A 13,741-nucleotide genomic window follows, 5' to 3' on the forward strand; every position below is an offset into this window, starting at 1 on the left:
TCGCACAATATGTTTCGGCGAGGCCGGGGTGTCGCGGGCTTACTCCACAGTCACTGATTTCGCCAGGTTGCGGGGCTGGTCGACGTCAGTGCCCATGAATACGGCGGTGTGATAGGCGAGCAGCTGGATCGGCAGCGAGAAGATCATCGGCGCAATGATTTCGTCGACGACGGGGAGGACGATCGTTGCCATGGTCGGCAGTTTCGAGGCCGCCGCACCGGCTTCATCGGTGATGAAAATGATGCGGCCGCCGCGCGCTGCGACCTCCTGCATATTCGAGACCGTCTTCTCGAAGAAGCGGTCGTAAGGGGCGATGACGATAACAGGCATGTTCTCGTCGATCAGCGCGATCGGCCCATGCTTCAGTTCGCCGGCGGCATAACCTTCGGCATGGATATAGGAGATTTCCTTGAGCTTCAGCGCGCCTTCCATGGCAAGCGGGAAGCTCGTGCCGCGCCCGAGATAGAGCACGTCCTTGCATTTCGACAGTTCGCGTGACAGGCCTTCCATCTGCGGCTGGATGAGGTTCAGCACCCGGCTCATGATGCGCGGCATTTCAGCGAGATGTCGCACCAGCGCCCTCTCCTCCTCGGCGCTCACCGTGCCGCGCGCCTTGCCGGCGCCGATCGCCAGCGACGCCAGCACGGCAAGCTGGCAGGTAAAGGCCTTGGTCGAGGCGACGCCGATTTCGGGACCGGCCATGATCGGAAAGACGGCGTCGGATTCGCGGGCGATCGTAGATTCGCGCACATTGACGACGGCGCCGATCTTCAAGCCATTGTCGCGGCAATAACGCAGCGATGCCAGCGTATCGGCGGTTTCGCCCGACTGGGAGATGAAGAGTGCGGCCTGCGACGGCGACAGCGGCATTTCGCGATAGCGGAATTCGGAGGCGACGTCGATTTCAACAGGCAGACGGGCATAACGCTCGAACCAGTATTTGCCGACGAGACCGGCGAGATAGGCAGTGCCGCAGGCCGAAATCGCAAGGCCGGTCGCCGCCTTGAAGTCGATCGCGGCGGCATTGGCGCCGATCGTGTTCTCGGCGAAATCCACGTAGTGGCTGAGCGCATGGGAGATTACCTCCGGCTGCTCATAGATTTCCTTTTCCATGAAATGGCGGTGATTGCCCTTGTCGACGACATAAGCGGTCGCCTGCGAGATCTGGCGGGCGCGCTCGACCGGCTTGCCGGCAAAATCGAGAACCGACACAGCGTCGCGAGTGATGATGGCGCAGTCGCCGTCGACGAGATAGGTGATCTCGTTGGTGAAGGGCGAAAGCGCGATCGCATCCGAGCCGAGGAACATTTCGCCGCGGCCATAGCCGACGGCAAGCGGCGGGCCTGAGCGGGCGGCCATGATCGTGCCGGGATCGGCTTTGAGCATGATGGCCAGCGCATAAGCGCCGGTCACCCGGTTCAGCATTTTCAGCATGGCGGCGCGCGGATCGAGGCCTTCACGCAGATATTTCGCCATCAATTGGGCGACGACTTCGGTATCGGTCTGGGTATGAAAGACGGCGCCCGCCTCGCTCAATTCATCGCGAAGCTCCGAAAAATTTTCGATAATGCCGTTATGAACGACGGCCACGCCCTCTACGAAATGCGGATGGGCATTCGTCTCGTTCGGCACGCCATGGGTTGCCCAGCGCGTATGAGCAATGCCGACGGTGCCGGGCAGCGGCTCGGCGTCGAGGCGCTTTTCAAGATTGAAGAGCTTGCCCTCGGCACGGCGGCGATCCATCAGCCCCTCATGAATGGTGGCGACGCCGGCGGAATCATAACCGCGATATTCCAAGCGCTTCAGCGCATCGACCAGGCGCCCGGCAACGGGCTGAGTTCCGACGATCCCCACAATGCCGCACATGCAAAATTTCCCCATAAAGGCTTCGATAACGAGGCCAGTCCTAACGATTTCCGCTTATTTCTCAATGGCCTCGGCGGTCACTTTCAATTTCGGCCGGTTACGGAAAGCCGCCTCAAGTCTTCGCCTTTTTCGCTGCCTTGATGGCGAGCGCCCGTTCACGCAGCAGCGTCGCGCGGCCGGGCTTGATCTCCTGGCGGGCGCGCCCGAGCGCAAGCGCATCGGCCGGCACGTCGACGGTGATGACGCTGCCGGAGGCGATGTAGGCGCCGTCGCCGATCGTCACCGGCGCGACCAGCGAGGAATTGGATCCGATGAAGGCATTTGCGCCGATCACAGTCTCGCTCTTGTTGACCCCGTCATAATTGCAGGTGATCGTGCCGGCGCCGATATTGCTGCCGGCGCCGACGACCGCATCGCCGATATAGGTGAGATGGTTGACCTTGGCGCCCTCGCCGATCCGGCCGTTCTTGACCTCGCAGAAATTGCCAACCTTCGAACCATTGGCGAGATCGGCACCCGGCCGGAGCCGCGCGAAGGGGCCGACGGTCGCGCCTCCGCTGACATGGGCGCCCTCGATATGCGAGAAGGCATGAATGACGGCGCCGCTGTCGATCACCGCGCCGGGACCGAAGACGACGTTCGGCTCGATCAGCGCATCCTGGCCGATGACAGTGTCATAGGAGAGGAACACGGTTTCCGGCGCGATCATGGTAACGCCGGAGAACATCATCTGGCGGCGGCGGCGCTCCTGCCAGAAGCGTTCGATAACGGCGAGTTCGGCGCGGTTGTTGCAGCCGGTCATTTCGATTTCAGGGGCATCGACGGCGGTGACGCGACCGCCGAGCGAACGGGCGATCTCGACGAGATCGGTCAGATAGAATTCGCCCTTGGCATTGGCATTGCCGATGCGCGAGAGGAGATCGAGCGCCTTGCGGCCGTTGATCGCCATCAGTCCGCTGTTGCACCAGGTCACGGCGCGCTCGGCGTCGGTGGCGTCCTTCTCCTCGCGGATGGCGATGAGTTCGCCATCCTTGACCAGCAGGCGGCCATAGCCGGTCGGACGGTCGGTGTGAAAGCCGATGACGACGACGTCGCTGCCTTCGGCGAGGCCCTGGCGGGCGGCTTTCAGCGGCCCGTCGGTCTGCAGCGGCACATCGCCATAGGTGACGAGGATATCGTCATAGCCCCTGGCGATCGCCTCGCGCGCCGCCAGCACCGCATGGCCGGTGCCAAGACGCTCTTGCTGCAGATAGGCTTCGATGGCGACACCGTCGATGCTCGCGGCCATGGCGACGTTCTCGGCGTCGCGGCCGACGACCAGGGCGACGGAGGAGATATCGGCGGAGGCGACCGCCTCGACCACATGGGCGATCATCGGCCGTCCGGCGACCGGATGCAGCACTTTCGATTTCGAGGATTTCATCCGCGTGCTGTCACCGGCGGCAAGGATGACGGCAAGACAAGTACGTTCCATGATCTGCTCCGCGAATCCGCGCGATAAGGCGGCTTTTCTGCCTCATACTGCATTATTCCGGAAATCGGAAATCCATTTCAGGATGAAATTCTGCAGCAGTTCAAGGCGCTAGGACGCCTCTTCCGTGACTGGAAAGCCATTCGGCGCCAAGGTAGGCAGAGCCTTCACGCGCGCTAGATCGCAGGCGAAATCGGCCCCAGGACAACCGGAGAGCCGCGGGCCGCGAAGGCCTCGTGCACGTGATCGCGACCGTCCAGGATAACGACTTCCATCGCGCGCCGCGCGGCGGCGCTATCGCCGGAAACAATGGCATCGACGATGCGCATATGGGTATCGGCGATATTGGCGAACCCGTTTTCGGAGGGCGGCGTGCTGATGCGGAACATGCCGACCAGAGCCGCTTCGATCAGGCTGCCGAGGGTGCGCATGAAGGGATTGTGCGAGGCTTCGGCGATTGCCAGGTGAAAGCGCAGGTCGGCGAGCGCCAGGCTGTCGGCCGTATGCCCGCTCGCCGCCATCTCCTCAGCCAGCCCGCGTAGCGCCTCGATTTCCTCGGCATCGGCGCGCTCGGCGACCAGACCGGCGGCGAAGGGTTCGACGGCAAGGCGGATATCGTAAAGCTGCAGCAGGAATTCTTCGGTCACGCCATTGTCGAAGTGCCAGGCGATGATTTCGCTGTCGAACATATTCCAGAGGTTTTTCTCGGTCACACGCGTGCCGACCCGCGCCTTGGCGACGACCATGCCCTTGGCGGCGAGCGTCTTCATCGTTTCCCGCAGCACCGTGCGCGATACCTTGAAGCGTTGCGCCAGCTCCGTATCGCCCGGCAGGATCGAGCCGACGGGATAGGTGCCGGCGACGATCGCCTTGCCGAGCTCGTCGACCACCTGTGCGTGGCTCGTCCGGGCACGGCGCCCTGTCTTGCGTGTCTCGATCAGTTTATTGCGCAATCGATCACCCCCCTCAGGCATACCTCTTGTTCAGGCTTGAAAGGAACAGGAACGCTTTCTGCATAAGGATGAATGCAAACAGCAGCAGGCCGATCAGAATCTTCGTCCACCAGCTCGACAGCGTGCCGTCGAAGGTGATGTAGGTCTGAATGAGTCCCTGGATCAGAATACCGATCAAGGTTCCCGCCACGAATCCCGCTCCTCCGGTCAGCAGCGTCCCCCCAATGACCACCGCAGCGATGGCGTCAAGTTCCACGCCGACTGCAGCAAGAGAATATCCGGCAGAGGTGTACAGCGAAAAAACGATTCCGGATAGGCCGGCGAGAAAACCCGACAGCGCATAGATCTGGATTGTCGTGCGGCCGACCGGCACGCCCATCAGCCGCGCCGTCTGCGGTCCACCGCCGAGTGCATAGACGTTGGTGCCGAAGCGGGTACGGTGGGCGATGAAGATGCCGGCGGCAAAGACCAGAAGCATGACGGCACCGATCAACGTCAGCCGCCCGCCTCCGGGCAACCGCCAATAGAGGCTCGTCAGCGTGGAATAATAGTCGTGGTTGATCGGAATGCTGTCGATCGACAGCACGAAGGCGATCCCGCGGGCAAGGAACATGCCGGCAAGCGTGACGATGAAGGCCGGCATGTCGAGATAGTGGATGATTGCGCCCATGATCGCGCCGAAGGCGGTGGTGATGACGAGGACCAGCGCAAAGGCGAGCAGCGGATGGATCGAAGTGTTCTGCAGGATGACCGCGAGGAAGACGCCGGTAAAGGCGATAACCGAACCGATCGACAGATCGATGCCGCCGGAGATGATGACAAAGGTCATGCCGACGGCGGCAATGCCGAGAAAGGCATTGTCGGTCAGAAGATTGCCGATGACGCGCGTTGACAGCATGTTCGGATATTGCAGCGTGCAGCCGGCATAGGCGAGTACGAAGATGACGATCGTCGCTAGCAGCGGCAGGTATTTGGAGTTCATTTCGGCTACTCCCTTCCGCCCTGCCGGCGGCTGGCGAAGATGGCGAGCGACTGCACCGCCGGCGACTGGATGATGAGGATCACGATAATGATGACGGCCTTGATGATCAGGTTGAATTCAGGCGGGAATCCCGAGGACAGGATCCCGGTGTTGACCGCCTGGATGATCATCGCGCCGATCAGTGACCCGAGAATGCTGAACCGTCCGCCGAGCAGCGAATTGCCGCCGACGACGACCGCGAGGATGGCGTCAAGCTCCAGCCAAAGACCGGCATTGTTGGCATCGGCGCCCTTGATGTCGGCCGCGACGATAATGCCCGCGATCGAGGCGCAGAGCCCGCTCAGCATATAGACCGCCATCAGCAGCACCGGCGTTTGAATGCCGGAGAGCGTGCTGGCGCGGCGGTTGATGCCGACAGCCTCGAGCAGCATGCCGAGCGCGGTGCCGCGAACGAGCAGGATGACGAGCAGGCCGACGAGCAGCCAGATGACGACGGGCATCGGCAGGAGAGCTATGGAACCGCTGCCGAAGAAGATCAGGCCGTCATCATTGAAGGTCAGAATGGCGCCTTCGGTGATGAGCTGGGCGATGCCGCGGCCGGCCACCATCAACACCAGCGTGGCGATGATCGGCTGGATGTTGAGGATCGCCACCAGAAATCCGTTCCAAACGCCACAGCCAAGCCCGATGGCCAAGGTCAGGAAAATCGTAAAAGCGACTGAATTTCCGGAAACAATCGACGATGCTGCGACGGCGCCACAGATCGCGACGACCGCACCGACGGAGAGGTCGATACCCTTTGTGGCAATCACCAGCGTCATGCCGATCGCCAGCAGCGCCACCGGCGCGCCGCGATTGAGCACGTCAATCAGGCTGCCATAGAGCCGACCATTCTGAACTACCACATTAAAAAACTGCGGTGACGTAATGAAATTCAAGAGAAGAATGACAGCGAGAGCAATCAATTGCGGCGCCAGGCGATAGGCAAGCGCGTACCGGGAGGACTTCATGCTTCCTCCTTCTTGTGCTCGGCAGCGGCGATGGCATCAACGATACCGGCGGCAGTGATGCGCTCGCCCGTGAGTTCGGCGATATGCTGCCTGTCGCGAAGTACGATAACACGTGAACTATAGGCGACAAGCTCTTCAAGTTCCGAGGAAATTACGATCAATGACATGCCTTCGGCGCAGAGCTGTTCGATGAGCCGGATGATCTCGGCATGGGCGCCGACATCAATACCGCGGGTTGGTTCATCGAGGATGAGAAACTTGGGATTCGTTGCCAGCCAGCGGGCGAGGATCGCCTTCTGCTGGTTGCCGCCGGAAAGCAGCCGGATCGGCTTTTCGCGGTCGGTCGTGCGGATGTCGAGCGCCTTGATGTAGCGGTCGGCGAGCGCATTCTGCTCGGCGCGCGACAGCGGCCTGGTCCAGCCGCGGCGGGCCTGCAGCGCAAGCGCGATGTTTTCCCGGATCGACAGATCGCCGACGATGCCGTCGGTCTTGCGGTCCTCTGGGCAGAATCCGAAACCCTCCGCGATCGCGGCCCGCGGGCTGGAAAGGGTCACGGGCTGGCCGTCGATCGTCGCACTGCCGCTGTCGGCATGTTCGACGCCGAAGAGCAGCTCGGCGGTTTCGGTGCGCCCAGAACCGAGCAGCCCGGCCACGCCGACCACCTCGCCGGCCCGGACATCAAGATCGAACGGCTTGACCTTGCCGCGTTTGCCGTAGCCGGAAAAACGGTAGCGGATCTCGCCCGCGGCGATGCTGTGTTCCCTGACCGTCTCTTCAGCCTGGGCGAGTTCCCGCCCGAGCATCATCGCAATCAAACCCTGGCGCGGCAGATCGGCGGCGTCGCGGGTGCCGACGAGCTTGCCGTTGCGCAGCACGGTGATGCGGTCGCTGATCGCATAGACCTGCTCGAGGAAATGGGTGATGAAGACGATGCCGAGGCCACGCTTTTTCAAGTCCTCGATGATGCGGAAGAGCAGCGCCACTTCCTGATTGTCGAGGCTCGCCGTCGGCTCGTCCAATATCAGGACCTTGCCGGAGAGATCGACGGCGCGGGCGATGGCGACCACCTGCTGGACGGCGACGGAGAAACGTCCAAGTTCGGCGGTGACGTCGATATCGATGCCGTAGCCGGCGAGCAGTTCGCGCGACTTGCGGTTCATCGCGCCGACATCAGTCATGCCGAAACGCCGCGGCTGGCGTCCGAGAAACAGGTTTTCGGCCACACTTAGATTGGTGAGGAGATTGACCTCCTGATAAACGGTGCCGATGCCGAGCTTCTGGGCGGCGAGCGTATTGGCCGGATTGATCTCCTGGCCGTCGAGCGTCAGGCTGCCGCCATCGCGATGGTAGGCCCCGGTGATGCATTTGATCAGCGTCGATTTGCCGGCGCCGTTCTCGCCGAGAAGCGCATGAACCTCACCGCGGCGCAGGGTGAAATCAACCTTGTCAAGGGCGACGGCGCCGGGAAAGACTTTGGAGATGGCCGAGGCTGCGAGAATATTCTCGATATTGTGAACCATGGGGGCTGCTGTTTCCTGATATTGCGCCTTGCGGCCGCGCCAGGACCGGGCATGACGCCCGGCCCGGCACCTGCAGTTCCGTACCGGCCCATGATGGGCCGGTACGGTTCCAGGTTCAAATCAGTAGCCCTGACCCTTCTTCTCTTCGTAGACCTTCATCGGTTCGTCGGAAGGTGTGTAGAGCTTGGACTCGGTCTGGATCCACTTCGGCGGAGCCTTCTTGTCCTTCAGATAGGCTTCGAGCGCATCGAAGGCGGGACCTGCCATGTTCGGCGTCAGCTCGACCGTGGCATTGGCTTCGCCCTCGGACATCGCCTTGAAAATATCCGGCACGGCGTCGATGGAGACGACGAGGATATCCTTGCCGGGCTTCAGGCCGGCTTCCTTGATCGCTTGGATGGCCCCAACGGCCATGTCGTCGTTATGGGCGTAGAGCGCGCAGATATCCTTGCCGCCATTTTCGGCCTTCAGGAAGCTTTCCATGACTTCCTTGCCCTTGGTGCGGGTGAAGTCGCCGGTCTGGCTGCGAACGATCTTGAGGTTGTCATGGCCGGCAAGGGCCTCTTCGAAGCCCTTCTTGCGAGCGATGGCCGGCGACGAGCCGGTCGTGCCCTGCAACTCAACGACGTTGCACTTCTTGTCGCCGGCGGTCTTGACCAGCCACTCGCCAGCAACCTTGCCCTCATGGACGAGGTCGGAGGTGACGGCCGTCAGGTAGAGATCGTCCGGAGCCTTGACGGTGCGGTCGAGAAGGATAACCGGGATATTGGCTTCCTTGGCTTCCTTCAGAACATCATCCCAGCCGGTTTCGACGACGGGAGCGATCAGAATGGCATCGACGCCCTGGGCAATGAAGGAGCGCAAAGCCTTGATCTGGTTTTCCTGCTTCTGCTGCGCATCGGCAAACTTCAGATCGATGCCGCGCTTCTTGGCCTGCTCCTTGGTTACGGTCGTTTCAGCCGCACGCCAGCCCGATTCCGAACCGATCTGCGAGAAACCGACGGTCAAGCCGGCGGCCGAAGCCGAACCGAACATGCAGGCAGCCAGAATCGTGGCACTCAAAAGTGCAGTCTTCAATTTCATGATATCCTCCCAATGCCGCTCCTTCGCGGCGCACGGTCAAAAAATCATATAGTATTACTTTTGTAAATCGCTTTTTAGCGCGAGAGCAGAAAAAAAAGGGCGCCCGCGAGGACGCCCTTCATACCAGCAACAGCGACGCCGATTATTGCGCCGGCAGCTTGTCGTCGACGCCTTCGACGTAGAAGTTCATGCCGAGCAACGTGCCGTCATCGGCCTTCTCGCCGGCCTTCAGCCAGGGCGTGCCATCCTGCTTGTTGATCGGGCCGGTGAAGGGATGCAACTCGCCCGACTTGATCTTGGCCTCGGCTTCCTCGGCGAGCTTCTTCACGTCGTCGGGCATGTTCGTGTAGGGCGCCATCGTCAGAATGCCGTCCTTCAGGCCATCCCAGCTCTGTTCCGACTTCCAGGTGCCGTCGAGAAGCGCCTGGACGCGCTTGACGTAATAGTTGCCCCAAGTGTCGATGATTGCGGTCAGCTGTACGTTCGGGCCAGCCTTGATCATGTCGGAAGCCTGGCCGAAGGCCTTGACGCCGCGTTGCTCGGCAACCTGCATCGGAGCGGTCGTGTCGGTGTGCTGGGTAAGAATGTCGACGCCCTGGTCGAGCAGCGCCTTTGCCGCATCGGCTTCCTTGCCCGGGTCGAACCACGTATTGACCCAGATGACCTTCATCTTGAAGTTCGGGTTGACCGACTTGGCGCCGGTTTCGAAGGCGTTGATACCCATCACCACCTCGGGAATCGGGAAGGAGGCGATATAGCCTGCCGTGCCGGTTTTCGAGAGCTTGCCCGCGATAATGCCACTGATGTAGCGGCCTTCATAGAAGCGCGAATTGTAGGTCGCGACATTGTCCGCGGCCTTGAAGCCGGTCGCATGCTCGAACTTCACTTTCGGGAACTTCTTGGCGACGGCGACAGTCGCGTCCATGTAGCCGAAAGATGTGGTGAAAATGAGCGAGCAGCCGGAACGCGCCATGCGCTCGATGGCGCGTTCGGCATCAGGACCCTCCGGAACACTTTCGAGGTAGGACGTTTCGACCTTGTCGGCGAATTCCTTCTCGACCTGGAGGCGGCCGTTTTCATGGGCCTGCGTCCAGCCGCCATCGGTGCGGGTGCCGACATAGACGAAGCAGACCTTGGTCTTGTCGGCAGCCTCGGCGGCCGAACCTATGCTCAGGACGAGGGCAGCTGTCGCTGCGAGAGCAAGTGCAAGTTTTTTCATTTTGATCCCTGTTGGTTGGAAGTTCGAAACCCGTTTTTGTTGTTGCTCACCGGTCGGGCACGAAGGCCTTGCCAAGCGAGGCCGGCGTATTGATCAGCGTCGTGCGCCGATTATGCGAGATGATGATGAGGACCACAACTGTCGCCGCATAGGGAAGCATCGACAGGAACTGCGACGGAATGCCGATGCCGAAAGCCTGCGCGTGCAGTTGCAGGATCGTCACCGCTCCGAAGAGATAACCGCCGGCCAGCAGGCGCCAAGGCCGCCAGGAGGAGAAGACGACAAGCGCCAGCGCGATCCAGCCCCGCCCTGCCGACATATTCTCGGTCCATTGCGGCGTGTAGATCAGCGAGAGCTGCGCCCCCGCCAGGCCGGCGCACGCGCCGCCGAACATCACGGCGAGATAACGCGCGCGGATGACGTTGATGCCAAGCGCATGGGCCGAGGCGTGATTATCGCCGATGGCGCGTATCTTCAGGCCGGTGCGGCTTCTGAAGAGGAACCAGTTGACGGCGACAACGAGAAGGATCGACAGGTAGAAGATCAGATCCTGCTTGAAGAGGACCGTGCCGACATAGGGAATGGCCGAGAGCTCAGGGATTTCGATCGGCAGAAGGCGGATGCCGGGCGCACCGACAAAGGCTTCGCCGAGCATGCCGGAAGCGCCAAGACCGAGGATCGTCAGGGCAAGGCCTGTCGCCACCTGATTGGTGACGAGCGTCAGCGTCAGGAAGGCAAAAAGCAGCGAAAACAGCGAGCCGCCGACGATGCCGCCGATAATGCCGAAATAGGGCGATCCGGTGAGCTGGGCCGCGGCAAAGGCGCCGACCGCGCCGATGATCATCATGCCTTCGACGCCGAGGTTCAGAACGCCGGCGCGTTCCGTCACGAGTTCGCCGAGAGCTGCGAGCACGAGCGGCGTCGAGGCGGTGATAACCGTCATCAGAATGGCTTCGAAAATGCTCATGCCGCTCCGCCCCTGACCCGCGACCAGACAATGCGGATTTTGTAATAGATCAGCGTATCGCAGGAGAGCACGAAAAAGAGCAGCAGACCCTGGAAAACGCGGGTGACCTTGTCGGAAATGCCTATCGAAAGCTGTGCGGCCTCGCCGCCGAGATAGGTCAGCGCCAGCACCAGGCCCGACGCGATGATGCCGAGCGGGTTGAGACGGCCGAGGAAGGCGACGATGATGGCGGTGAAACCGTAACCGGGAGAGATCGCCGGCTGGAGGTGACCGATCGAACCGGAGACCTCTGATATCCCGGCAAGGCCCGCGAGCGCGCCCGAAAACAGAAAGCTGAACCAGATCATCTTCCTCGCGGAGAAGCCGGCGAAGCGCCCTGCCCTTTCCGATTGGCCGAGCACGACGATCTCGAAGCCTTTCAACGTATAGCGCAGCATGAACCAGGCGCCGATCGCCGCAATGATGGCGAAGATGAAAGCCCAGTGAGCCCGCCCCGATTCTTCCCAGATCGCCGGCAGCACCGCTTCCGGCGCAAAATCGCGCGAAACGGGAAAGTTGAATCCCTTCGGATCGCGCCAGGCGCCGCGAACCAGCCAATCGAGGAAAAGCTGGGCGATATAGACCAGCATCAGCGATGTCAGGATCTCGTTGGTGTTGAAATGCGCCTTCAAAAGCGCCGGGATGGCGGCGAAAAGCGCTCCGCCAAGTGCGCCGAGCACCAGCATCAGCGGCAGCACGAGCGGTGAATGCCAGTCGTAAAAGACGATCGGCAGATAGGAGCCGGTGATGGCGCCGATGGTGAACTGTCCCTCGGCGCCGATGTTCCAATTGTTCGAGCGGTAGCAGACGGCGAGGCCGACGGCGATCAGGATCAGCGGCGCGGCCTTGATCGCCAGTTCGTGCAGCGACCAGACCTCGAGCAGCGGTTCGACGAAGAAGGCGCTCAGCGCCTCGACCGGGTCCTTGCCGAGCAGAGCGAACATGATGGCGCCGAAGGTGAGCGTCAGGACGAGGGCGAGGAGCGGCGAGACGAAGCCGAAGAGCTTCGAGACGTCGGGGCGTTTTTCCAGTTCAATGCGCATCGGCTGCCTCCGCGGCAGAACTGCTCTCTTGCAGGCCGCCCATCAGTAGGCCGATCTTCTCGCGAGTCAGCTCGCCCGCCGGGAAAGGCCTGGAAAGGCGGCCCTCGGAAATGACCGCAATATCGGTCGCCACCTCGAAGATCTCGTCGAGATCCTGGCTGATGACGACGACGGCCGAACCGCCTCTTGCGAGATCGACGAGGGCCTGGCGGATGCGGCTCGCCGCCCCGGCATCGACGCCCCAAGTCGGCTGGTTGACGACCAGCACCGCCGGCTGCCGATCGAGTTCGCGGCCGACAATGAATTTCTGCAGATTACCGCCGGAAAGAGAGCCGGCGGCCGGATCATCGCCGCTCTTGCGGACATCCATCGCTTCGGAAATGCGCCGGGCGGCGGATTTCACCGCCCGGCGACGGATCATGCCGAGCAGGCCCAGAAACGCCCTGCGATCCGACTGGCTGCGGGCAAGGACGAGATTATCCGACAGTTTCATGGCCGAGACGGCGGCGTGCCCGTGGCGTTCCTCCGGCACGAAGCCGGCGCCGAGCAGGCGGCGGGCGGTAATGCCCTGATTGCCCACATGTCTTTTGCGAATGATGATCGCCGCGGGCGAAGCGACCGGATATTCGCCGGAGAGAGCGTCGAAGAGCTCGCTCTGGCCGTTGCCCGCCACACCGGCAATGGCCAGGATCTCACCGGAACGCACGGTCATCGACACCTCGCGCAACGGCATGGCGAAAGGCGTGCGGGCAGGAACGGAAAGGTTGGCTACGGCCAGCTGCACCTCGCCTTTGTCGCTGCGCTCCGGATGCGTAACGGCGGCTACCTCGCTGCCGACCATCATGCGGGCGAGCGAGGCCGGCGTTTCCTGCCTCGGATCACACGCGCCGGTCACGCGGCCATGGCGCAGCACCGTGGCTCGATCGCAGATGCGCTGCACCTCCTCCAGCCGATGGCTGATATAAAGTACCGAACGGCCCTCGGCGCGCAGCTTGAACAGCGTTTCGAACAGCTTGTCGGCTTCCTGCGGCGTCAAAACCGAGGTAGGCTCGTCGAGAATGATCAGCTTCGGATTCTGCAGCAGCGCCCGGACGATCTCGATGCGCTGGCGCTCGCCAACCGAGAGATCGGCGACATGGGCATGCGGATCGAGCGGCAGCCCGTAGGCTTGCGACAGCGCCCTCGCCTCCTCGGCGATCCTGTCGATCGGAATGGCGTCATCGAGCGATAGCGCGATGTTTTCGGCAACCGTCAGCGCCTCGAACAGCGAAAAATGCTGGAAGACCATGCCGATGCCGAGCTTGCGGGCTTCCCCGGGCGAGGCGATGACGACCGGCCTGCCTTCCCAGAGGATGTGCCCGTGCGTCGGTTCGAGAACGCCGAACAGCATCTTGACCAATGTGGATTTGCCTGCGCCATTTTCGCCGAGAAGTGCATGAATTTCGCCCGGCGCGATGTCGAGATCGATTTCATTGCAGGCGGCAAAGCTACCGAAATACTTCGTCAGCTTCTGGACGGATAACAACGCACCGGAATCCGGCACATTCAATGCAGACACGTTCCCCTCATTTCTTCTGCCAACCGGTCC

11 protein-coding genes are annotated in these 13,741 nt (G+C 61.8%); all 11 read right to left on the bottom strand.

What is annotated here, in order from left to right:
* Positions 1 to 39: 39 nt before the first annotated feature.
* Positions 40 to 1,866: a glutamine--fructose-6-phosphate transaminase (isomerizing) gene (gene glmS, locus GA0061105_RS02760; RefSeq protein ID WP_092747835.1), complete on the bottom strand. Its 1,827-nt coding sequence runs from the start codon at positions 1,864 to 1,866 to the stop codon at positions 40 to 42.
* 112 nt (positions 1,867 to 1,978) lie between these two features.
* Positions 1,979 to 3,340, bottom strand: coding sequence for a bifunctional UDP-N-acetylglucosamine diphosphorylase/glucosamine-1-phosphate N-acetyltransferase GlmU (glmU, locus tag GA0061105_RS02765; RefSeq protein WP_092747837.1), 1,362 nt, complete (start codon positions 3,338 to 3,340; stop codon positions 1,979 to 1,981).
* Positions 3,341 to 3,513: 173 nt separating this feature from the next.
* On the bottom strand, positions 3,514 to 4,290 hold the full coding sequence (locus tag GA0061105_RS02770) for a FadR/GntR family transcriptional regulator (protein WP_064691590.1): 777 nt from the start codon (positions 4,288 to 4,290) through the stop codon (positions 3,514 to 3,516).
* A 13-nt stretch (positions 4,291 to 4,303) separates the two neighbouring features.
* Positions 4,304 to 5,272 carry a galactofuranose ABC transporter, permease protein YjfF gene (gene yjfF / locus GA0061105_RS02775; protein ID WP_092747839.1) on the bottom strand — a complete coding sequence of 323 codons (969 nt, stop codon included), beginning with the start codon at positions 5,270 to 5,272 and terminating at the stop codon, positions 4,304 to 4,306.
* Between the two features lie 5 nt (positions 5,273 to 5,277).
* The gene (locus GA0061105_RS02780; RefSeq protein WP_092747841.1) at positions 5,278 to 6,282 is read right to left on the bottom strand and encodes an ABC transporter permease; all 1,005 of its coding nucleotides are present in this window, start codon (positions 6,280 to 6,282) and stop codon (positions 5,278 to 5,280) included.
* Positions 6,279 to 7,802, bottom strand: a complete 1,524-nt coding sequence (gene ytfR, locus GA0061105_RS02785) for a galactofuranose ABC transporter, ATP-binding protein YtfR (RefSeq protein ID WP_092747843.1) — start codon at positions 7,800 to 7,802, stop codon at positions 6,279 to 6,281. Before ytfR ends, GA0061105_RS02780 begins: the two co-directional genes overlap by 4 nt.
* A 120-nt stretch (positions 7,803 to 7,922) precedes the next feature.
* The gene (gene ytfQ, locus GA0061105_RS02790; protein ID WP_064691586.1) at positions 7,923 to 8,885 is read right to left on the bottom strand and encodes a galactofuranose ABC transporter, galactofuranose-binding protein YtfQ; all 963 of its coding nucleotides are present in this window, start codon (positions 8,883 to 8,885) and stop codon (positions 7,923 to 7,925) included.
* Between the two features lie 142 nt (positions 8,886 to 9,027).
* Complete coding sequence (locus GA0061105_RS02795; RefSeq protein ID WP_092747845.1) at positions 9,028 to 10,104, bottom strand: BMP family ABC transporter substrate-binding protein; 1,077 nt, start codon at positions 10,102 to 10,104, stop codon at positions 9,028 to 9,030.
* A gap of 46 nt (positions 10,105 to 10,150) precedes the next feature.
* Positions 10,151 to 11,071 carry an ABC transporter permease gene (locus GA0061105_RS02800; RefSeq protein WP_092747847.1) on the bottom strand — a complete coding sequence of 307 codons (921 nt, stop codon included), beginning with the start codon at positions 11,069 to 11,071 and terminating at the stop codon, positions 10,151 to 10,153.
* The gene (locus GA0061105_RS02805; RefSeq protein WP_092747849.1) at positions 11,068 to 12,153 is read right to left on the bottom strand and encodes an ABC transporter permease; all 1,086 of its coding nucleotides are present in this window, start codon (positions 12,151 to 12,153) and stop codon (positions 11,068 to 11,070) included. Before GA0061105_RS02805 ends, GA0061105_RS02800 begins: the two co-directional genes overlap by 4 nt.
* Complete coding sequence (locus GA0061105_RS02810; protein WP_092747851.1) at positions 12,143 to 13,711, bottom strand: ABC transporter ATP-binding protein; 1,569 nt, start codon at positions 13,709 to 13,711, stop codon at positions 12,143 to 12,145. The genes GA0061105_RS02805 and GA0061105_RS02810 overlap by 11 nt, the downstream gene beginning before the upstream one ends.
* Between the last annotated feature and the right edge of the window lie 30 nt (positions 13,712 to 13,741).

The organism is Rhizobium aethiopicum, assembly GCF_900094625.1.
Lineage (GTDB): Bacteria > Pseudomonadota > Alphaproteobacteria > Rhizobiales > Rhizobiaceae > Rhizobium > Rhizobium aethiopicum.